Raw genomic sequence first — 19,976 nt, 5'->3', positions numbered from 1 at the left:
GCCCTGACCGATTACTCTTCGCTGATTGGGCTTTCGTCAGCAGCGGCCTCAGGTGCAGCATTTGCATCCTCGACCACGCCTTCAACAGCCTCTTCACCGTCCAGCAGCTCTTCGTCGTCTTCCGCCGAAGGCTCCTGCACACGCTCAAGGCCCACCAGGGTTTCATCCTTGGCCAGCTTGATCAGGGTCACGCCCTGGGTGTTACGGCCAAGGCTGGAGACCTCACTGACGCGAGTACGCACCAGCGTGCCTTGGTCAGAAATCAGCATGATTTCTTCACCTTCAAGCACCTGCACCGCACCCACCAGCTTGCCGTTACGCTCGTTGCTGACCATGGCGATCACGCCCTGACCACCACGCCCACGACGCGGGAACTCTTCCATTGCCGTGCGCTTGCCGTAACCGCGCTCGGAGGCCGTCAAAATCTGCGCACCTGCTTCCGGAATCAGCATGGAGATAATCTCCTGCCCTTCCGGCAGGCGCATACCGCGCACACCGCGCGCGGTACGGCCCATGGTGCGCACTTTGCTTTCTTTGAAGCGAATCACCTTGCCGCCGTCGGAGAACATCATCACCTCGCGCGCACCGTCAGTCACGGCAGCGGAGATCAGGGTGTCATCTTCATCCAATTTGAGGGCGATCAAGCCCGAACTACGCGGACGGCTGAACTGCACCAGCGGGGTTTTCTTCACGGTGCCTTTGGCCGTGGCCATAAAGATGTAGGCACCGGTCGGCTCATCCGGGGTTTCATCGTCGGCGTCATCGCCTTCGGCCAGCTCTTCGACTTCTTCGGCCTCAACCAGCACACCTTCGATGTCGTCTGCTTCATCGCCTTCTGGCGCTTGCTGACGCAGCGCTTCCAGATCGACCTGCAGCATGGCGGTGATGCGCTCGCCTTCGTCCAGCGGCAATAGGTTGACCAGCGGACGACCACGGGCGGCGCGCGAGGCTTCCGGAATTTCGTAGGTCTTCAGCCAGTACACCTTACCCTTGCTGGAGAACAGCAACAGCGTGGCGTGGCTATTGGCGACCAGCAGATGCTCGATGTAGTCCTCATCCTTGATCCCGGTTGCCGATTTACCTTTACCGCCGCGACGCTGGGCCTGGTAGGCGGTCAACGGTTGCGACTTGGCATAACCGGTGTGAGAGATGGTGACCACACGCTCTTCTTCGGTGATCAGGTCAGCCAGGCTCAGATCCAGACGATTGTCGAGAATCTCGGTACGACGGGCGTCGCCGAACTCGGCCTTGATTGCTTCCAGTTCTTCGCGGATCACTTCCATCAGGCGCACGGAGCTGGTGAGGATGCGGATCAGCTCGCCGATCTGGGTGAGAATTTCCTGGTACTCGGCCAGCAGTTTTTCATGCTCAAGACCGGTCAGGCGGTGTAAACGCAGCTCAAGGATGGCCTGGGCCTGTTCCGGCGAAAGGAAGTACTTGCCGTCACGCAGGCCGTATTGCGGATCAAGATCGTCCGGGCGGCAGGCGTCGGCACCGGCGCGCTCGACCATGGTTTCCACCGCACTGGATTCCCAGGGCGTGGCAATCAGCGCGATTTTGGCTTCGGCCGGGGTCGGCGAGGCTTTGATCAGGGCGATAACCGGGTCGATGTTGGACAGCGCCACCGCCTGGCCTTCAAGGATATGGCCACGCTCACGGGCCTTGCGCAGCTCGAATACGGTGCGGCGGGTGACCACTTCACGGCGGTGCAGAATAAAGGCTTCGAGCATGTCCTTGAGATTAAGGACCTTCGGCTGGCCGTCGATCAACGCCACCACGTTGATGCCGAACACGCACTGCATCTGGGTTTGGGCGTAGAGGTTGTTCAGCACCACTTCCGGTACTTCGCCACGACGCAGCTCGATGACGATGCGCATACCGTCTTTGTCAGACTCATCGCGCAGCTCAGTGATGCCTTCGAGCTTCTTCTCTTTAACCAGCTCGGCGATCTTCTCGATCAAGCGCGCCTTGTTCAGCTGATACGGCAGCTCGCTGACGATGATCTGCTGGCGGCCACCGACTTTATCGATGTCTTCGATAATCGCCCGAGCACGCATGTAGATGCGGCCACGGCCAGTGCGATACGCCTCGATAATGCCGGCGCGACCGTTGATGATCGCCGCCGTTGGGAAGTCCGGGCCAGGGATGTACTGCATCAGTTCATCGACCGTCAGCTCGCCGTTGTCGATCAAGGCCAGACAGCCGTTGATCACTTCCGTGAGGTTGTGCGGAGGAATATTGGTGGCCATGCCCACGGCAATGCCGCTGGAGCCGTTGACCAACAGGTTCGGCACCTTGGTCGGCATCACCGCCGGGATCATTTCGGTGCCGTCGTAGTTCGGCACCCAATCCACGGTTTCTTTGTGCAAGTCAGCCAGCAGCTCATGGGCCAGCTTGGTCATGCGTACTTCGGTGTAACGCATGGCGGCGGCGTTATCGCCATCCACCGAACCGAAGTTGCCCTGACCATCGACCAGCAGGTAGCGCAGGGAGAATGGCTGCGCCATCCGTACGATGGTGTCGTACACCGCGGTATCACCGTGCGGGTGATACTTACCGATTACGTCACCGACCACACGGGCGGACTTCTTATATGCCTTGTTCCAGTCGTTACCCAACTCACTCATGGCAAACAGCACACGGCGGTGCACGGGCTTCAAGCCATCGCGTGCATCCGGCAGTGCGCGCCCGACAATTACGCTCATCGCGTAGTCGAGGTAGGACTGCTTGAGTTCGTCTTCAATATTGACCGGGAGGATTTCTTTGGCCAGTTCGCCCATGAGTAGCCTTGTTCCTTTTTCTGGTGAAACTCCGCGCCGCTCGTCCTGAGTGGTGTGGAGTCTGTCGCCGAGCCTTGAGGCTTATAGCGACTCACGACAAATCAATAAGTTATGCCATGTATCTGCGCAGGTGAGAGGCCCATAAGGAGCGCCCCCGAAAACCGCCGGAGCTTACCACAATCGCCGCGACGCACCTATCCCCAGCGCCAGCCTGCCGATTAGCAGACCGCCGAAAACTTCAGCGCCGGCGATGCGCGGAATAAGCAAAACTCAATGCAGCCGCTTGCGGCACATCAATTGCGCCATTTTTTCCGCATCCGGACGATCCACCACACCCTTTTCGGTGACGATAAAGTCGATCAGATCGGCCGGAGTGACATCGAACACCGGATTGAGCGCGTCTATTTCACCGGCAACACGCTTGCCACCCAACGCCAGCAACTCACTGGCATCACGCTCTTCCAGCACGATGTCGTCGCCATGCTCGGTGGCCATATCGATGGTCGAGCTGGGCGCCACCACCATAAAGCGTACGCCGTGGTGCATGGCATTGACGGCCAACTGGTAGGTGCCGATCTTGTTGGCCACGTCGCCATTGGCGGCGATGCGATCCGCCCCAACGATGACCCAGGTAATACCGCGGGTCTTCATCAAGTGCGCAGCGGCCGAGTCGGCATTCACCGTCACCGGAATACCGTCCGCAGCCAGCTCCCAAGCCGTCAGGCGCGAGCCTTGCAGCCAGGGGCGGGTTTCGTCGGCATACACGCGCTCCAGCAAGCCATCGTGGAAGGCCGCACGAATCACCCCCAACGCCGTGCCAAAGCCACCGGTGGCCAGCGCCCCGGCGTTGCAGTGGGTCAGTAGATTCTGCTGATTGCCCTGGTGGCGGCGAATCAAATCAACCCCCAGCTCGGCCATGGTCAGGTTGGCTTCGCGATCACCCTGGTGAATACCCACGGCGCAAGCCTCAAGCAAGGCCAGCGGATCATCCGTGCTTTTAAGCCGATAAAGTCGATCACGCATGCACTTGAGCGCCCAAAACAGATTAACTGCCGTCGGCCGCGAGTCGGCCAATAGCTGAAAATCCGCGTCCAGCGCAGCACGCCATTCGCCTCCGGCCTGCAAGCGCGCGCGCAGCGCCAGAACAATCGCATAGGCCGCACTGATGCCGATCGCCGGCGCGCCACGCACCACCATGCTACGGATCGCCTCAGCCACGTCCGCGGCCGCGTGGTAGCTGAGCCAGGTTTCCTCGAAGGGCAACGCGCGCTGATCGAGCAGATGCAGAACACCGTCACGCCACTCAATGGCCTTGACCTTCTCTGCCGCTAGCAATTGCTCGCGCATCACACACCTCCACCGAAAAAAGCCGGCCATTATACGCACAGCGCGCCAGATCGGCGGCAGCCGCTTCAAGCCCAGGGCGTTCCCCTATAAACTCGCTGCTCTAATGACTGCCGGAAGCGCCAACATGCCCCAAGCCCCGCTCGACCTTCTGCTCCTGCCTACCTGGCTGGTCCCGGTCGAACCCGCCGGCGTGGTGCTGGCAAACCACGGCCTGGGCATTCGTGACGGCCGCATTGCACTGATCGCACCACGCGCCGAAGCCCTCAAGCACAGCGCACTGCGCGTACTTGAACTGCCGGACCGCCTGCTTACCCCAGGGCTGGTCAACGCCCACGGGCATGCAGCGATGACCCTGTTTCGCGGCCTGGCCGATGACTTGCCGCTGATGACCTGGCTGGAGCAGCACATCTGGCCGGCAGAGGCCAAATGGGTCAACGAGCAGTTCGTACAGGATGGCACCGAGCTGGCGATTGCCGAACAGCTCAAGGGCGGCATCAGCTGCTTCTCTGACATGTACTTTTTCCCGGAAACCGCCAGCCAACTGGTGCACAGCAGCGGTATCCGCGCGCAAATCACCATTCCCGTGCTGGACTTCCCCATCCCCGGCGCGCGCGACGCTGACGAGGCGCTGCGCAAGGGCCTGAGCCTGTTCGGCGATCTCAAGCACCATCCACGGATTAAAGTCGCCTTTGGCCCGCACGCGCCCTACACCGTGAGCGACGACAAGCTGGAAAACATCTGCATGCTGGCTGCCGAGTTGGACGCCGGCATCCACATGCACGTGCACGAAACCGCTTTTGAAGTGCAGCAAAGCCTGGAACAACGCGGCGAACGCCCCCTTGCCCGCCTGGCTCGCCTAGGGCTGCTCGGCCCGCGCTTCCAGGCCGTGCACATGACCCAGATCGACGATGATGACCTCGCCCTGCTGGTGCACAGCAATACCAACGTGATCCATTGCCCGGAATCCAATCTCAAGCTAGCCAGCGGCTTCTGCCCAGTGGAAAAGCTCTGGCAAGCCGGGGTTAACGTCGCCATCGGCACCGACGGCGCAGCCAGCAATAACGATCTCGATTTACTCGGCGAAACCCGCACCGCCGCCCTGCTGGCCAAGGCCGTCGCTGGCTCGGCCACCGCCCTGGATGCCCATCGCGCACTGCGCATGGCCACACTCAATGGCGCGCGCGCCCTCGGCCTGGATGAGCACATTGGCTCACTGCAGCTGGGCAAGGCCGCCGACATGGCAGTATTCAACCTCTCTGGCATGGCCCAGCAACCGGTCTACGACCCGGTATCGCAGCTGCTCTATGCCGGCGGCCGCGCCTGCGTCGAGCACCTGTGGGTCGGCGGCAAACACCTGCTGGATGCTGGCCAACTGACGCGCATGGACGAACAACGCATCAGCGCCAACGCCCGCGCCTGGGGGGCGAAAATCGCCCAGCGATAGCGCAGCCCTGTAGGGCTTGCGGGAGGGGCTTTAGCCGCGATAAGTCGTCACCTGACCCGGTCTGTCGCGGCTAAAGCCCCTCCCACCAACACCGATCAACAGCAAACACTGCGACAAACTGACATACATTGGTCGCCCAAGTGGCAGCCACTCCACCCGGCGAAACTGGCACCATGAGCACCTTGCGCTCCCACTCTCGCCGCAGCCTGATTTGTAGGGATTTATATGAGCAACGTCGACCACGCCGAAATCGCCAAATTCGAAGCCCTTGCCCACCGCTGGTGGGACCGCGAGAGCGAATTCAAACCCCTGCATGACATCAACCCGCTGCGCGTCAACTGGATCGACGAGCGCGTCGGCCTGGCCGGCAAGAAGGTCCTGGATGTCGGCTGCGGGGGCGGCATCCTTAGCGAATCCATGGCCCAACGCGGCGCGACCGTCACCGGTATCGACATGGGTGAAGCCCCCCTGGCCGTGGCCCAACTGCACCAGCTGGAATCCGGCGTCAGCGTTGAGTACCGGCAGATCACCGCCGAAGCCCTAGCCGAAGAGATGCCCGAGCAATTCGATGTGGTCACCTGCCTGGAAATGCTTGAGCACGTGCCTGACCCAGCCTCAGTGATCCGCGCCTGCTACCGCATGGTCAAGCCCGGCGGCCAGGTGTTCTTCTCCACCATAAACCGCAACCCCAAGGCGTACCTGTTCGCCATCATCGGCGCCGAATACATCATGAAGCTGCTGCCGCGCGGCACCCACGACTTCAAGAAGTTCATCCGCCCCTCCGAACTGGGCGCCTGGAGCCGTGACGCCGGCCTGCAGGTTAAAGACATCATCGGCCTGACCTACAACCCGCTGAGCAAACGCTACAAGCTGGAAGCCGACGTTGACGTCAACTACATGATCCAAACCCTGCGCGAGGAATGATCGGCATGCGTTTACGAGCAGTTCTATTCGACATGGACGGCACCCTACTCGACAGCGCCCCGGACTTTATTGCCATCTGCCAGGCCATGCGCAGTGAGCGTGGCCTGCCCGCGATTGCCGACAAGCTGATTCGCGACCAGGTCTCCGGCGGCGCACGCGCCATGGTGGCCGCCAACTTCGCCATGGATCCCGAAGCCGAAGGCTTCGAGGCGCTGCGCCTGGAGTTTCTCGAGCGCTACCAAGAGCATTGCGCGGTCCTGACGCAACCGTTCGAGGGCATGGCTGAACTGCTTGATGATATCGAACAGGCCAAGCTGGTCTGGGGCGTGGCCACCAACAAACCGGTGCGCTACGCCGAGCCGATCATGCAGCAACTGGGTCTGGCGCTGCGCTCAGCAGCACTGGTTTGCCCAGACCACGTCAGCCGCAGCAAGCCTGACCCGGAGATGATCCTACTGGCCTGCACCCAAATGGGCGTAGAACCGGCCGCCACCCTGTTTGTCGGTGATGACGAGCGCGACATCGAAGCCGGTCGCGCTGCAGGCTGCAAGACCGCCGCCGTGACCTACGGCTATATCCACCCGCAGGACAACCCCCGCAACTGGGGCGCCGATGTGGTGGTTGATCATCCGCTGGAATTGCGCGCCGTACTCGACCGAGCACTGTGCAGCTGCTGAAGACTGCTCGCGGGCGCGCGCCGAAGCCGCCCGCCCCTAAAGAAATGAGGTTTTATTGATGTTTGACTACTCCGCCCGCCCCGACCTGCTCAAGGGCCGTGTGATCCTAGTGACCGGCGCCGGCCGTGGCATTGGCGCTACCGCCGCCAAAACCTTTGCCGCACACGGCGCAACGGTGCTGCTGCTGGGCAAAACCGAAGCAAACCTCAGCCAGGTTTACGACGCCATCGAAGCCGCCGGCCACCCTCAGGCGGCGGTGATCCCGTTTAACCTGGAAACCGCCCTACCGCACCAATACGACGAACTGGCCGCGATGATTGAGGCGGAATTCGGCAAGCTCGACGGCCTGCTGCACAACGCCTCGATCATCGGCCCGCGCACGCCGCTGGAGCAACTCTCCGGCGATAATTTCATGCGCGTTATGCAGGTCAACGTCAACGCCATGTTTATGCTCACCAGCACCCTGCTGCCATTGCTAAAACTCTCGCAGGACGCCTCGGTGGCATTCACCTCCAGCAGTGTCGGGCGCAAAGGCCGCGCTTACTGGGGCGCTTACGCCGTGTCGAAGTTCGCCACCGAGGGCTTGATGCAGGTACTGGCCGATGAGGTCGATGGCGTCAGCCACGTGCGCGCCAACAGCATTAACCCCGGCGCCACCCGCACCAATATGCGTGCCCAGGCCTACCCGGCGGAAAACCCGGCGAACAACCCGCCGCCAGAAGCGATCATGCCGGTCTACTTGTACCTGATGGGGCCGGACAGCGCAGGCGTCAACGGCCAGGCCTTTGACGCGCAATAAACCCCAGCACCGCCCGCCGGTTTTCCGGCGGGCTTCCATTTAACTGGCAGCAAATTGCCATCAGCCTTGCCAATTTACCGGCAAACCCTTGCCGCATCCCGCCACTACCAACCAATAACCCATTGAAATAAAAGCCCTTTTATTGCAAAACTGGGATTGGCACGGAATTCGCTCTATAGCCACTAGTCGTCGCGAACAGCGCTAGAGGTAGAGCTTCATGGCCCCGCACAATCAGTCCAACACCATCGATTTCGATGCTGCCAAATTACAGCGTCTTGGCTATGCCACTCGCCTGCAGAAAACCCTTAAGCCGGTTAGCCTCGCGCAACTGCGCCAGCAATTAAGCCTGCGCCTGCAAACCTCCCTGGAAGTCGAGCGTATTCTCGAACTGTTCTTCAGCGAAGTGCAGCGCTTGGTTCCCCTTGGCACCCTGAGCTACCAGTTGGCGTCCTGCGACCTGCGCTTGGACTTGGGCGAGCGCGCCAACCACTCGGCCGGCTACCGCCTGAACCATGAAGGCGAATACCTCGGCGAGCTGACCTTCCGGCGCAACCAGCGCTTCAGTGAAGATGAGTTGGGCCAACTCGAATCACTGCTGGCCAGCCTGCTGTTTCCGCTGCGCAACGCCTTGCTCTACCGCGCCGCCGTGCAAAGTGCATTACGCGACCCGCTGACCGAAACCGGCAACCGCATCGCCATGGAACAGGCACTCAAGCGCGAAGTGGACATTGCCCGTCGCACGTTGCAGCCACTGTCGGTGCTGATGGTCGACATCGATCACTTCAAGCGCGTTAACGATGACCACGGACACATCGTCGGCGATCAGGCACTCAAAGCCGTGGCCAACGCCCTGAAAGACAGCCTGCGCAATGTCGACATGGTGTTCCGCTACGGCGGTGAAGAATTTATGGTGCTGCTCTCCAGCACCAGCCGCGAAGCCGCCTCGATGGTCGGCGAACGCCTGCGCATGGCCGTAATGGGCATCCAGTACCTGGTCGAGAACCAATCCATCGAGCTGTCAGTCAGCCTCGGCTGCGCCACCCTGCTGCCAGGCGAGTCGATGGACAGCCTGTTGCGCCGCGCCGACAACGCACTGTTTGTTTCCAAACGCGATGGCCGCAACCGCCTGTCGATGGCCGGTTAAACACAACGACCAGAAAATGACGGGACACAGGCCTAACGCCGCCCAGCGACGACTCATAGGATGACCATCCTGGCTGACAGACCATAAAAAAGGCGACCCGAAGGTCGCCTTTTTCATATCCGCTCGCGCGAATTACTCCGGCTTTGGACCGCGACCGAAGCCTGGGCGCTGACCTTCACGGCTCGGCTGGCTGCGACGCTTAACCGGCGCACCAGCAGGCTTGCGCGCTGGACGATCGGCCAACTCAACGCCTGGGCGTTGCGCACCCGGCTTGGCCGGACGCTTGTTGTTGACGTCACGCGGGCGCTCGGCAACTGGAGTGCCTTTGCTTTGATCATCACGCGGTGTGCGCGCCGGACGCTCGCCACGCTCAGCACCTTCGCCACGCGCAGGACGCGAACGCCCCTGATCACTGCCCGCTGCCGGGCCGCCGCCATGGGCTGGGCGCAGAGTCCGCTCTGGACGCGCAGCACGCCCCACCGGTTTGGCCGATTTACGCTGCAGACGGTCGATCTTGTCGCGGGCTTTTTCCTTCATGTCCGGCAACGCCACCGACTTGAGGCCGACCTCTTCGCTGAGGATATCCACTTCGCGTTGGCTCATTTCGCGCCAGCGCCCCATGGTCAGGTCCGAGGTGATAAATACCGGACCGAAACGCACACGCTTCAGACGGCTGACCACCAACCCCTGAGACTCCCACAGCCGGCGCACTTCACGGTTGCGACCTTCCATTACCACGCAGTGGTACCAGTGGTTGAAACCTTCGCCGCCGGGGGCTTCTTTGATGTCAGTGAACTTGGCCGGGCCATCTTCAAGCATCACGCCTGCTTTCAGGCGCTCGATCATCTCTTCGTCGACTTCGCCACGCACACGTACGGCGTATTCGCGGTCCATCTGATAAGACGGGTGCATCAAGCGGTTAGCCAGTTCACCATCGGTGGTGAACATCAGCAAGCCAGTGGTGTTGATGTCGAGGCGACCGATGTTGATCCAGCGGCCATCTTTCGGCCGTGGCAGACGGTCAAACACGGTCGGACGGCCTTCTGGGTCGTCACGGGTGCAGATCTCGCCTTCGGGTTTGTTGTAGATGATCACGCGGCGCACGCTTTCGGCGGCTTCTTCGCGGCGGATCACTTTGCCATCGACGGCAATCGCGTCATGCAGGTCGACACGCACGCCGAGGTTGGCGACGGCGCCATTGACCTTGACGCGGCCAGCACTGATCCAGGCTTCAATTTCGCGGCGTGAAGCCAGGCCCATACGCGCCATGACTTTCTGTAGTTTTTCGCCTGCGGGGCTGTATTCTTCGATTTCACTCATCTGGGCACCTCCCGGTGTTATCGCTAGTGATTCGGACGATCTAGGCTGGGCCTATTCGTCGAAGGGGCGCGGAGCATACGCGAAACGCGGCGCTTACGCACGGGTTGAGGTGCGCGATCTGATCGGTGGCCGTCAGCGTTTCTTGCGCCTCACGGCTGCCAGGCTCAGCAAGCGCATATCAGCCTCAGCCAAAACAGCACGCTGAGCCACTTTGCCGAGCTTCTTCCACGCTTTGATCTCGGCTTTAGTGCGCCCGCAACCACGGCAGGTATCACGCTCGAACTTACACAGCTTGATGCAGGGGTCTTTCACCGGGCCAATACCGCCAGCGGCGCGCCAGTCGACCCGCAGACCTCAGTCAGGTAACTGTTCTTTATCCAGGATTTCGTGGGATTCATCGGTCTCTTCATGCGCATCGTCCTGCTCGGCTAAATCGTCGAAGTCGGTCTTCAGACCCTGTTCCATCGAGTCGAGTTCAGCCAGCAGGCTGCTGAAGCTGGTTTCCTGGCTGGCTTCCACTGCCGGCTCATCAGCCAAGGCCAAATCGGCACGTGCCTGCAGGCTTTGCGGGGCCTCAGGGTCATCCTCAAAGGCCAACACGGGCTCAGGCTCCAGCTCACGCAAGGCGGCCAATGGCGGTAGTTCGTCGAGGCTTTTCAGGTTGAAGTGATCGAGAAAAGCCTTGGTGGTGGCGAACATCGCCGGTTTACCCGGCACATCGCGGTGGCCCACCACACGGATCCACTCGCGCTCCAGCAGGGTTTTGACGATATGGCTGTTGACCGCCACGCCGCGTACGTCTTCGATCTCACCGCGGGTGATCGGCTGGCGATAGGCGATCAGCGCCAGGGTTTCGAGCATGGCACGCGAGTAACGCTGCGGCCGCTCCTCCCACAGCCGGCCGACCCAAGGCGCGTACTTCTCGCGCACTTGCAGGCGATAACCCGTCGCCACTTCAACCAGCTCAAAAGCCCGCCCTTCACAGGATTTACCCAGGTGCGCCAAAGCCTTCTTGAATACGCTCGATTGCGGCCGCTCGGCTTCTTCAAACAGCTCGAACAAACGCTCCAAGGATTGCGGTTTGCCGGACGCCAAAAGAAAGGCTTCGAGCAGGCTGGCCAGTTCACGCGGTTCGTTAAGGTTCATGCTTATTCCGCCCGTGCGCGCACATGGATTGGCCCAAAAGCCTCGTTTTGCACCAGTTCGACCAGGGATTCCTTGATCAACTCCAGCACGGCCATAAAAGTCACCACCACGCCGAGCTTGCCCTCTTCAGCACTAAACAGGCTGACAAACGGCACGAAAGCACCACCTTTAAGCCGTTCAAGCACATCGCTCATGCGCTCGCGGGTCGACAGCGTTTCGCGGGTGATTTGATGACTTTCAAACATGTCGGCGCGGCGCAACACCTCGGCCATCGACAGCAACACCTCTTCCAGGCTGACATCCGGCAACAACTTGCGCGCCCGCGCCTCGGGCGCATCCAGGCGCGGCACAGTCAGGTCACGGCCAACCCGGCTAAGCCCGTCGATACCCTCTGCCGCCGCCTTGTAACGCTCGTATTCCTGCAAACGGCGGATCAACTCGGCACGCGGGTCGTCTTCCTCGGCCTCAATTTCACTGGAGCGCGGCAACAGCATGCGTGATTTGATCTCGGCGAGCATGGCGGCCATCACCAAGTACTCGGCTGCTAGCTCCAGACGCACCGACTGCATCAGCTCGACATACCCCATGTACTGGCGGGTGATTTCCGCCACCGGGATATCCAGCACGTCGATGTTTTGCTTGCGGATCAAATACAGCAGCAGGTCCAACGGGCCCTCGAAGGCTTCGAGAAACACCTCCAGGGCATCCGGCGGAATGTACAGATCCAGCGGCATTTCAGTGACCGCCTGGCCATACACCAAGGCAAATGGCAGCTCCTGCTGGGCATTGGCCTGGCTATCGGGGTGTTCCTCGGGCGGCACGCTGGACATGGTCATTCTCGACAGTAGGTTCAGCGGTAATTCAGGCCAAGGGCCAGGCGGACTTCGCTAAGGGTTTCCCGTGCTTCTGAGCGTGCACGTTCGGCGCCATCGGCAAGAATCTGCCGAACCAGATCAGGGCTGTCCTGATAGTCGTCCGCCCGCGCCTGCAGCGGCTGCAACTCAAGCTGCACCGCTTCAATCAACGGTGCTTTACATTCCAGGCAACCGATACCGGCGCTGCGGCAACCCTGCTGGACCCATTCGCAGGTTGGCGTATTGGAGTAGAGCTGGTGCAACGACCACACCGGACAATTGGCCGGGTTGCCGGGATCATCCCGATGCACCCGCGCCGGATCGGTCGGCATACGGCGGATTTTTTCCTCGATCGCCGGTGCAGTGTCGCGCAGGAAGATTGCATTGTTGTTGGACTTGGACATTTTGCTGCCATCCAGCCCGAGCAACTTGGGCGACTCGCCCAGCAAGGCCTGCGGTTCAGCCAGAAGAATCTTGCCGCCGCCTTCCAGGTAGCCATACAGGCGTTCTTTATCACCCAGGGTAATGCTTTGCTGATCTTTGAGTAGGGCGCGGGCGGTTTCCAGCGCCTCACCATCACCTTGCTCCTGATAAGCCTTGCGCAGGCTGTTGTAGAGCTTGGCCGTCTTCTTGCCGAGCTTGATGATCGCGGCTTCGGCCTTTTCCTCAAAGCCCTGCTCACGGCCATACAAATGGTTGAAGCGCCGCGCCACATCACGGGCAAATTCGATATGCGCCAGCTGATCACTGCCCACCGGCACCACACCAGCGCGGTACAGCAGAATGTCGGCCGCTTGCAGCAAGGGATAACCGAGAAACCCGAAGGTGCTGAGGTCTTTGCCGTGCAACTGTTCTTGCTGTTCTTTATAGGACGGCACGCGCTCCAGCCAGCTGAGCGGGCAGATCATCGACAGCAGCAGGTGCAGCTCGGCATGCTCGGGGACTTGCGACTGAATAAACAGCGTCGCGGAACTGGGGCTCACGCCGGCAGCCAACCAATCCACAGCCATGTCCATGACCCGCTGGGACAAGGGGCCGACATCATCGTAATCAGTGGTTAATGCATGCAGATCAACAATGCAGAAGAAGCATTCATAGCTGTGTTGCAGCTTGATCCAGTTCTTCAGCACCCCCTGGTAATGCCCCAGGTGCAACAAACCACTCGGGCGCATGCCAGAGAACACGCGACGTTCGGCGTCAGCAAGACTCAAAACGGGTTACCTGTAAAAACGAAGGAGCTCGATTATATAGAGGCGGGCTCAAAGATCATCCGTAAAAGGCGACGGATCACCACAGCCGACCCGAAACACTTCAGGCTCATCCTCGAGCAGGCTGACCACAGTTGAGGCTTCAAGCCCACCGAAACCGCCATCAATGATCAGATCAACCTGATGTTCGAGGGTCTGGCGCATTTCATAAGGGTCGCTCATCGGCACTGTTTCACCCGGCAGGATCAAACTCACGCTCATCAACGGCTCGTTGAGTTCTTGCAGCAGCGCCATGGCAATCGGATGACTGGGCACACGCAGGCCAATAGTGCGGCGCTTGGCATGCAACAACATGCGTGGCACTTCGCGGGTGGCGTTGAGGATAAAGGTGTAAGGCCCGGGGGTATGGGCCTTGAGCAAACGGAACGCCGCAGTATCCACTTTGGCAAAGGTGCTCAGCTCTGACAGATCACGGCACACCAGGGTGAAGTTGTGCTTGTCATCCAGCTGGCGCATGCGGCGGATACGCTCGATAGCCGTCTTGTCACCAATGTGGCAACCCACGGCATAGGATGAGTCGGTCGGATAGATGATGACCCCGCCGCCACGGATGATTTCCACCGCCTGCTTGATCAGGCGCGCTTGCGGGTTTTCCGGATGAATCTGGAAGAATTGGCTCACACTCGAATCCTGATCAGATTGCAGTAGGCTGTTGGACATGCTTAAACCGTGCCCACAGGGGCGGTAGATCCTCGGGAACTGGGCGATAAACACCCAACTCAGACCACTGACCCGGCGCGTGAAAATCACTGCCCGCCGTGACAAACATACCAAACTCGCGCGCCAGAATTGCCAGGCTACCCACCTGGTCGGCCGGCTGCATACCGTTGACCACTTCCAACGAATGCCCGCCGGCCCCGACAAAATCGGCAATCAACTTACGGCGCTTACTCCGAGTAAAGTCGTACTGCCACGGATGCGCCAGGCTGACCCAGGCACCTGCACGGCGCAGGGTATCGACAGTTTGCGCCAGCTCCGGCCAGTGCTGTTTGACATCACCCAGCTTGCCCGAGCCCAGCCATTTACGAAACGCCTCGGCGCGGTCTTTGACGTAACCGCCGCGCACCAGGAAATCGGCGAAATGCGGACGCGCCGGGGCATTACCACTGTCGCCCAACTCCTGCTGAATGGCCCGCGCGCCGTCCAGCGCACCCGGCATGCCTTTAGCGTCCAAACGTTTGGAGATTTCCGCCGCACGCAACCAGCGCCCCTCATGCAACTCGGCAATCGCCTGCTGCAAAGCCGGCGCTTCACGGTTGAAGGCATAACCCAAAACATGGATGGTCGCGCCGCCCCAAAGGCAGGACAACTCGATGCCGTTGACCAGCTGCATGCCCAAGGCTTGCGCCGCCGCGCCGGCTTCATCGAGGCCATCCAGCGTGTCGTGATCGGTTAACGCCAGCACCCGCACACCGCGCTCAAACGCCCGCGCCACCACCGCAGCTGGCGCGAGTGCGCCGTCTGATGCGGTGCTATGGCAATGCAAATCAACTTCCATAAGGCGCGCTTTCCGAGTCATTTATGTTTGTTATTATGCCGGCAGATGTGGATTCTTGCTGGCTTGCGCCACTATTTCCTCGACATTGTTTGAACAGACTGTTTTTCTCCCACGGCTGCGGCCACCGCTAACGACTTCATACTAAGGATCAAGATGCTCTACGCAATCATTGCCACCGATGTGGAAAACTCGCTGGAAAACCGCCTGAATGCTCGCCCGGCGCACCTGGCGCGCTTGGAGCAGCTGAAAACTGAAGGCCGCTTGATCCTCGCCGGCCCGCACCCAGCCGTCGACAGTAATGATCCAGGCCCAGCAGGCTTTTCCGGCAGCCTGGTCGTCGCGGAATTTGAATCGCTGCTGGCCGCGCAACAGTGGGCCGACGCCGACCCTTACCGCGCCGCCGGGGTATATGCCTCCGTGCTGGTCAAACCCTTCAAGCTGGTTTTGCCTTGACGCCATCTTTGCGCTGAACAGCCCATAACAACAATGACACGCGAGGAGTTCCGATGCGTCCAGGCCCGCTGTTTCTACTCTTGACCCTGTGCTTGCCGGCCGTTACTCAGGCCGAAGAGAACCCGCCACAGCCATTGGCTGAAGCCACCTCGGCGCAGGCGCAAGTCGACGACTTGGAACAGCGCCTGGCGATTAGCGAAGAACAGCGCCAAGCCCTTAGCTTGGAGCTACAAAGCGCCAGCAACGAACATGAAACAGTGCAGTTGCAGCGCCTGCGTCAGGACAATCAGCGCCTCAAACTCGAACTGAAAAAAAACCAGGCTAGCGCCCCGAAACCCCTCATCAGCGAGCAACAAATGTGGTTTGCCACGGGCGCCGGAGCGGGGTTACTGGGAGTGCTGATCGGCGCCTTGTTACGCGGCGGACGCCGCGCACGCCGCGAGTGGCTGAACTGAGCCATGAATGACCTGCTGCTTATCGACGACGATGTCGAACTCTGCGACCTGCTAACCAGTTGGCTGACCCAGGAAGGCTTTCAGGTCAGCGCCTGCCATGACGGCCATAGCGCCCGCAACGCCCTTGCCACGCACAGCCCAGATGCAGTGGTGCTGGATGTGATGCTGCCAGACGGCAGCGGCCTGGAACTGCTCAAGCAATTACGCAGCGACCACCCGGACCTGCCGGTGCTGATGCTATCGGCCCGTGGCGAACCACTGGACCGGATCCTCGGCCTGGAGTTGGGCGCCGACGACTACCTGGCCAAGCCCTGCGACCCGCGCGAACTCACCGCACGTTTGCGCGCAGTATTGCGCCGCAGCCTAGCGGCCACGCCCGGCAGCCCGCTCGACCTCGGCGATTTACATTACAGCCAGGCCCGCGGCACGGTGACCCTAGGCGAGCAGGAGGTCACGCTGACCCTCTCGGAAAGCCGTATTCTCGAAGCACTGTTGCAACACCCCGGCGAGCCGGTGGATAAACAAACGCTGGCGCAGCTGGCCCTCGGCCGCAAACTGACCCTGTATGACCGCAGCCTGGACATGCACGTCAGCAACCTGCGCAAAAAACTCGGCCCACATGCCGATGGCCGCCAGCGCATCCTCGCGCTGCGCAGCCGCGGCTACTACTACAACGTTTAAAACCTGCTGCGCGTCGGCCCTGCTGCGTTAAAAACCGGCTCGGCAAGCCGCTTGCGGCTAACGCGCTTTAGCGCGACCCGAAGGGCGAGTGAAACGAGTAATGCTCATTTACAGCAGTAAACTCCGCTTCCTCGCCGTTTTTTGCCTTGCATGACTCTAGCTCGCGAGGTTTTGCACAGTCTTTAAGTCAATCAACTGCGCCGCGCCCTTTACCTAAGCTTTACCTTGCCCTGACGGCCCTTGACCTTGACCGCCCTAAACTGGGCTCATCCGGCATCGACCGGTTTCAGACAAGGAGACACACCATGCGCAAGACCCTGACTGCAGTACTGCTCGCCATGACCCTGCCCACCCTGGCGATGGCCATGCCTGAAGGCGGCCCACGGCATAATGGCGGCGAGCACGGTGCCCGCATGTTCAAAGAGCTCGACCTGAGCAAAGAGCAGCACCGCGAAATCCGTAAACTGATGGGCGAGCAAATGAAAGGCCGCCATGCGATCACCCAGCGCTACCTGGAGAAACTCCCGGCCGCAGAGCAAAAAGCCATGCAGGCGGAACTGCAAGCAGCCAAGGATGAACAGCACAACGCCATCCGCGCGCTGCTCACGCCCGAGCAACAGAAGGCTTTCGACGAACACCAGAAAAAAATGCAAGAACGCCGCGCCGAGCATAAAGCCTTCAAGGCCTGGCAAGCTGAGCAAGCAAAGAAAAGCTAAACCCATCCCCTTAAATCTGCGCCCATCAGGCCACAAGCCTTGATGGGCGTTTCTGTTACCCAAGGAGCTACCGTGCGATCACTGTTCTGGCGCATCTTTGCCAGCTTTTGGCTGGCCATCGCCCTGGTTGCCGGTTTGTCCATGCTACTTGGGCGCATGCTCAACCAGGACGCCTGGCTGCTTAGCCAGCACCCCGGCATGGATGACCTCGCCGAGACCTGGACCCAACGCTACGAAGAGCAAGGCCCGGCTGCCGCCCAGGCGCTGCTGGAACAGCGTAAACGCAGCTTTCGCATCGACGTACAGGTGCTTGATAACAGCGGCCAACCGGTGGTTAAAGGCACCTTCCCGGCCCGTGCAGCCGCCTTTGAAGCGCGCCACCGCAATGAGAAGCGCCTGCCCTGGCGCCGCCTGAGTGTCGATTACACCAGCCCCAGCAGCGGCGAAACCTACCTGTTTATCTACCGCATCCCGATCCCCGAAGTTGCGGCCTGGCAACGCGACAGCTTGCTCTGGCCGCTCAGCGCGCTGGCGATTGCCATGCTGGTTCTGACGCTGTTCAGCCTCTGGCTCACCCTATCAATCACCCGCCCGCTGAATCGCCTGCGCGGCGCCGTACATGATCTGGGGCAAACCGCTTATCAACAGAGCAGCCTGGCCAAGCTGGCCGAGCGACGCGATGAGCTCGGCGTGCTGGCGGCTGACTTCAACCGCATGGGCGAACGCGTGCAAGGCTTGATCAGCAGCCAACGCCAATTGCTGCGCGATGTCTCCCACGAACTGCGCTCACCACTGGCACGCCTGCGTATCGCGCTGGCCTTGACCGAGCGTGCAGATGCTGTCGAGCGAGAGAAGTACTGGCCGCGCCTGAGCCAGGAATGCGACCGTTTGGAAGCACTGATCAGTGAAATTCTCGCCCTCGCCCGCCTCGATGCAGAACCGGGCGCTGCGCAGCCAATCGACCTCGCGAAGCTGCTAAACACCCTGCGCGAAGAGGCGCACCTAGACGCACCGCAGCAACAGATCAATATTCAGCTGGAGCCCGACCTATTGCTCAACGGCTGGGCGGACATGTTGCAACGCGCGCTGGACAACCTGCTGCGCAATGCCCTGCGCTTCAATCCTGTCGGGCAACCCATCGAACTGACGGCCAGCCGAAACGCCGAGCAACTATGCCTGAGCGTACGCGACCACGGCCCCGGCGTAGCCCCCGAGCAGTTGGCGCGCCTTGGCGAACCCTTTTACCGCGCCCCAGGGCAAACCAGCAGCGGTCATGGCCTGGGGCTGGCCATCGCCCGGCGTGCGGCCGAGCGCCATGGCGGTCAGCTGGAACTGAGCAACCATGCACAAGGTGGCTTTGTCGCCACCCTGCGTGTGCCGCTTACTCCGCCGAATCAGACGCCGGCCAAGTGCTGACAAAATCACTCACCTGCACCGCCGGCACCGCGCGCAATTCGCGCGCCGGCGTGCCTAGGTAGAGGTAGGCAATCAGCTGCTCATCTGCACCCAGGCCCAAGCCGGCAGTGACGTGTGGGTTATAGGCCATATCACCCGTACGCCAGACCGCACCGATGCCCTGAGCGTGGGCCGCCAATAAAATGCTGTGGGCGGCGCAGCCGGCGGCTAGCACCTGCTCCTGGGCTGGGACTTTCGAATCGGCCTGCACGCGGGCAATCACCAACACCAGTAACGGCGCACGTAACGGCATCGCGCGGGCTTTGCTCACCGCCTCCGGGCTGGCATCGGCTGGTAATGCACCGGCAAACAGCTCACCCAGCTGCGTCAGCGCGTCCCCCTCAACCGTCAGAAAACGCCAGGGGCGCAACTGACCATGATCAGGCGCACGTAAGGCCGCGCGAAACAACAGTTCGCGCTGCGCAGCATCGGGTGCCGGCGCCACCAAGCGCGGCGCAGAAACACGGTTTAGCAACGCATCAAGAGCGTCCATCAGTCACCTCGGCAATTCAATCAATTGGCCATTCTAGTGCCTGCGGAGCACGCGCGGGCAATCCCATGAGCAGGTTCTAGGCCACCCGCTCAGGCGAAACACTGGGCGACACCGGTGGCATCAACGGCGGCAAACCGTGTGCACTGCGCGCCGCATCACACTGCGGGTTGTGCTCGCCGTTAACCCAGGAGGCCTCGAATTCACGGCAGGTGCTGGAGCGTTCTTTATAGAGCGTGCAGCGCACGCCCTGGCCGACATCCCCCATCAAGGCATTACAACGCGTCGGTTTACTGTCCGTGCCGCGCATGGCAACACGCTGGGGGGTGATCAACACCACCTGATCGTCCGGCATCAGACCACCGGCCGACTGGCACTCACCCCAGAAAAAGGACACACGAAAGTGCGCGCAGCACGCGCCACAGCTCAAGCAAGGATTGCTATCAGACATGATTTTGAGGACTCAGAAACCGGCAGAGGGCCGGCACCGGGCGGCTATTCTATGCTGCGCCAAGCGCTTGTAAA

21 protein-coding genes are annotated in these 19,976 nt (G+C 60.9%); 10 read left to right on the top strand and 11 right to left on the bottom strand.

The window, feature by feature from the left end; all coding sequences use genetic code 11:
• Positions 1 to 11: 11 nt before the first annotated feature.
• Both gyrA and mtnA read right to left on the bottom strand, forming a co-directional pair.
• A complete protein-coding gene (gene gyrA, locus N1078_RS11680) occupies positions 12 to 2,780 on the bottom strand; it encodes a DNA gyrase subunit A (RefSeq protein WP_274088350.1) in 2,769 nt (922 codons plus the stop codon).
• Positions 2,781 to 3,050: 270 nt separating this feature from the next.
• A complete protein-coding gene (mtnA, locus tag N1078_RS11675) occupies positions 3,051 to 4,127 on the bottom strand; it encodes an S-methyl-5-thioribose-1-phosphate isomerase (RefSeq protein ID WP_274088349.1) in 1,077 nt (358 codons plus the stop codon).
• Positions 4,128 to 4,251: 124 nt separating this feature from the next.
• Here mtnA and N1078_RS11670 point away from each other — a divergent pair, with 124 nt between their 5' ends.
• The 5 genes from N1078_RS11670 to N1078_RS11650 all read left to right on the top strand — a co-directional run bounded on the left by N1078_RS11670 (position 4,252) and on the right by N1078_RS11650 (position 9,115).
• Positions 4,252 to 5,571, top strand: a complete 1,320-nt coding sequence (locus N1078_RS11670) for a TRZ/ATZ family hydrolase (protein ID WP_274088348.1) — start codon at positions 4,252 to 4,254, stop codon at positions 5,569 to 5,571.
• 225 nt (positions 5,572 to 5,796) lie between these two features.
• Positions 5,797 to 6,495, top strand: coding sequence for a bifunctional 2-polyprenyl-6-hydroxyphenol methylase/3-demethylubiquinol 3-O-methyltransferase UbiG (gene ubiG / locus N1078_RS11665; RefSeq protein WP_274088347.1), 699 nt, complete (start codon positions 5,797 to 5,799; stop codon positions 6,493 to 6,495).
• A gap of 5 nt (positions 6,496 to 6,500) precedes the next feature.
• Positions 6,501 to 7,172: an N-acetylmuramic acid 6-phosphate phosphatase MupP gene (gene mupP / locus N1078_RS11660; protein WP_274088346.1), complete on the top strand. Its 672-nt coding sequence runs from the start codon at positions 6,501 to 6,503 to the stop codon at positions 7,170 to 7,172.
• Between the two features lie 58 nt (positions 7,173 to 7,230).
• Complete coding sequence (locus N1078_RS11655; RefSeq protein ID WP_274088345.1) at positions 7,231 to 7,971, top strand: YciK family oxidoreductase; 741 nt, start codon at positions 7,231 to 7,233, stop codon at positions 7,969 to 7,971.
• Between the two features lie 217 nt (positions 7,972 to 8,188).
• The gene (locus N1078_RS11650) at positions 8,189 to 9,115 is read left to right on the top strand and encodes a GGDEF domain-containing protein (protein ID WP_274088344.1); all 927 of its coding nucleotides are present in this window, start codon (positions 8,189 to 8,191) and stop codon (positions 9,113 to 9,115) included.
• 132 nt (positions 9,116 to 9,247) lie between these two features.
• Here N1078_RS11650 and rluB read toward each other — a convergent pair whose 3' ends face one another.
• The 7 genes from rluB to N1078_RS11615 form a co-directional block, all read right to left on the bottom strand.
• Entirely contained in the window at positions 9,248 to 10,435 is a 1,188-nt protein-coding gene (gene rluB, locus N1078_RS11645; protein WP_274088343.1) for a 23S rRNA pseudouridine(2605) synthase RluB, read from the bottom strand.
• A 132-nt stretch (positions 10,436 to 10,567) separates the two neighbouring features.
• Positions 10,568 to 10,747, bottom strand: coding sequence for a DUF1289 domain-containing protein (locus N1078_RS11640; RefSeq protein ID WP_443218111.1), 180 nt, complete (start codon positions 10,745 to 10,747; stop codon positions 10,568 to 10,570).
• A 42-nt stretch (positions 10,748 to 10,789) separates the two neighbouring features.
• Complete coding sequence (scpB, locus tag N1078_RS11635; RefSeq protein ID WP_274088342.1) at positions 10,790 to 11,581, bottom strand: SMC-Scp complex subunit ScpB; 792 nt, start codon at positions 11,579 to 11,581, stop codon at positions 10,790 to 10,792.
• A 2-nt stretch (positions 11,582 to 11,583) separates the two neighbouring features.
• Positions 11,584 to 12,282, bottom strand: coding sequence for a segregation and condensation protein A (locus tag N1078_RS11630; RefSeq protein ID WP_167376732.1), 699 nt, complete (start codon positions 12,280 to 12,282; stop codon positions 11,584 to 11,586).
• A gap of 149 nt (positions 12,283 to 12,431) precedes the next feature.
• Complete coding sequence (locus tag N1078_RS11625; protein ID WP_411912028.1) at positions 12,432 to 13,646, bottom strand: tryptophan--tRNA ligase; 1,215 nt, start codon at positions 13,644 to 13,646, stop codon at positions 12,432 to 12,434.
• 48 nt (positions 13,647 to 13,694) lie between these two features.
• On the bottom strand, positions 13,695 to 14,324 hold the full coding sequence (locus N1078_RS11620) for an L-threonylcarbamoyladenylate synthase (protein ID WP_274088341.1): 630 nt from the start codon (positions 14,322 to 14,324) through the stop codon (positions 13,695 to 13,697).
• A 13-nt stretch (positions 14,325 to 14,337) separates the two neighbouring features.
• Entirely contained in the window at positions 14,338 to 15,201 is an 864-nt protein-coding gene (locus tag N1078_RS11615; RefSeq protein ID WP_274088340.1) for a PHP domain-containing protein, read from the bottom strand.
• Positions 15,202 to 15,354: 153 nt separating this feature from the next.
• Between N1078_RS11615 and N1078_RS11610 the strand changes: the two genes are divergently transcribed.
• The 5 genes from N1078_RS11610 to N1078_RS11590 all read left to right on the top strand — a co-directional run bounded on the left by N1078_RS11610 (position 15,355) and on the right by N1078_RS11590 (position 18,922).
• Complete coding sequence (locus tag N1078_RS11610; RefSeq protein WP_274088339.1) at positions 15,355 to 15,654, top strand: YciI family protein; 300 nt, start codon at positions 15,355 to 15,357, stop codon at positions 15,652 to 15,654.
• Positions 15,655 to 15,707: 53 nt separating this feature from the next.
• A complete protein-coding gene (locus tag N1078_RS11605; RefSeq protein WP_274088338.1) occupies positions 15,708 to 16,109 on the top strand; it encodes a translation initiation factor 2 in 402 nt (133 codons plus the stop codon).
• A gap of 3 nt (positions 16,110 to 16,112) precedes the next feature.
• Positions 16,113 to 16,790, top strand: a complete 678-nt coding sequence (locus tag N1078_RS11600; protein ID WP_274088337.1) for a response regulator transcription factor — start codon at positions 16,113 to 16,115, stop codon at positions 16,788 to 16,790.
• 305 nt (positions 16,791 to 17,095) lie between these two features.
• Entirely contained in the window at positions 17,096 to 17,506 is a 411-nt protein-coding gene (locus N1078_RS11595) for a Spy/CpxP family protein refolding chaperone (protein ID WP_274088336.1), read from the top strand.
• Between the two features lie 72 nt (positions 17,507 to 17,578).
• Positions 17,579 to 18,922 carry a sensor histidine kinase gene (locus N1078_RS11590; protein WP_274088335.1) on the top strand — a complete coding sequence of 448 codons (1,344 nt, stop codon included), beginning with the start codon at positions 17,579 to 17,581 and terminating at the stop codon, positions 18,920 to 18,922.
• Here the strand turns inward: N1078_RS11590 and N1078_RS11585 are convergent.
• Both N1078_RS11585 and N1078_RS11580 read right to left on the bottom strand, forming a co-directional pair.
• Positions 18,888 to 19,454, bottom strand: a complete 567-nt coding sequence (locus N1078_RS11585; protein ID WP_274088334.1) for a nitroreductase family protein — start codon at positions 19,452 to 19,454, stop codon at positions 18,888 to 18,890. The two genes, N1078_RS11590 and N1078_RS11585, sit on opposite strands and share 35 nt — an antisense overlap.
• 76 nt (positions 19,455 to 19,530) lie before the next feature.
• Positions 19,531 to 19,902 (bottom strand): YkgJ family cysteine cluster protein, encoded by a 372-nt coding sequence (locus tag N1078_RS11580; RefSeq protein WP_274088333.1) that lies wholly within the window; start codon positions 19,900 to 19,902, stop codon positions 19,531 to 19,533.
• Between the last annotated feature and the right edge of the window lie 74 nt (positions 19,903 to 19,976).

This window comes from Pseudomonas sp. MIL19, from assembly GCF_028680365.1.
Lineage (GTDB): Bacteria > Pseudomonadota > Gammaproteobacteria > Pseudomonadales > Pseudomonadaceae > Aquipseudomonas > Aquipseudomonas spirodelae.
Note: the sequence above shows the minus strand (reverse complement) of the source record. Positions and strands in the feature narration are given on the sequence as shown.

Excerpts from the sequence above, each read along its gene's own strand:
- mupP (WP_274088346.1), top strand. The coding sequence starts at position 6,501 with ATGCGTTTACGAGCAGTTCTATTCGACATGGACGGCACCCTACTCGAC.
- N1078_RS11580 (WP_274088333.1), bottom strand. The coding sequence starts at position 19,902 with ATGTCTGATAGCAATCCTTGCTTGAGCTGTGGCGCGTGCTGCGCGCAC.
- ubiG (WP_274088347.1), top strand. The coding sequence starts at position 5,797 with ATGAGCAACGTCGACCACGCCGAAATCGCCAAATTCGAAGCCCTTGCC.
- N1078_RS11585 (WP_274088334.1), bottom strand. The coding sequence starts at position 19,454 with ATGGACGCTCTTGATGCGTTGCTAAACCGTGTTTCTGCGCCGCGCTTG.
- rluB (WP_274088343.1), bottom strand. The coding sequence starts at position 10,435 with ATGAGTGAAATCGAAGAATACAGCCCCGCAGGCGAAAAACTACAGAAA.
- mtnA (WP_274088349.1), bottom strand. The coding sequence starts at position 4,127 with ATGCGCGAGCAATTGCTAGCGGCAGAGAAGGTCAAGGCCATTGAGTGG.
- N1078_RS11670 (WP_274088348.1), top strand. The coding sequence starts at position 4,252 with ATGCCCCAAGCCCCGCTCGACCTTCTGCTCCTGCCTACCTGGCTGGTC.
- N1078_RS11650 (WP_274088344.1), top strand. The coding sequence starts at position 8,189 with ATGGCCCCGCACAATCAGTCCAACACCATCGATTTCGATGCTGCCAAA.
- gyrA (WP_274088350.1), bottom strand. The coding sequence starts at position 2,780 with ATGGGCGAACTGGCCAAAGAAATCCTCCCGGTCAATATTGAAGACGAA.
- N1078_RS11610 (WP_274088339.1), top strand. The coding sequence starts at position 15,355 with ATGCTCTACGCAATCATTGCCACCGATGTGGAAAACTCGCTGGAAAAC.
- N1078_RS11605 (WP_274088338.1), top strand. The coding sequence starts at position 15,708 with ATGCGTCCAGGCCCGCTGTTTCTACTCTTGACCCTGTGCTTGCCGGCC.
- N1078_RS11600 (WP_274088337.1), top strand. The coding sequence starts at position 16,113 with ATGAATGACCTGCTGCTTATCGACGACGATGTCGAACTCTGCGACCTG.
- N1078_RS11595 (WP_274088336.1), top strand. The coding sequence starts at position 17,096 with ATGCGCAAGACCCTGACTGCAGTACTGCTCGCCATGACCCTGCCCACC.
- scpB (WP_274088342.1), bottom strand. The coding sequence starts at position 11,581 with ATGAACCTTAACGAACCGCGTGAACTGGCCAGCCTGCTCGAAGCCTTT.
- N1078_RS11615 (WP_274088340.1), bottom strand. The coding sequence starts at position 15,201 with ATGGAAGTTGATTTGCATTGCCATAGCACCGCATCAGACGGCGCACTC.
- N1078_RS11655 (WP_274088345.1), top strand. The coding sequence starts at position 7,231 with ATGTTTGACTACTCCGCCCGCCCCGACCTGCTCAAGGGCCGTGTGATC.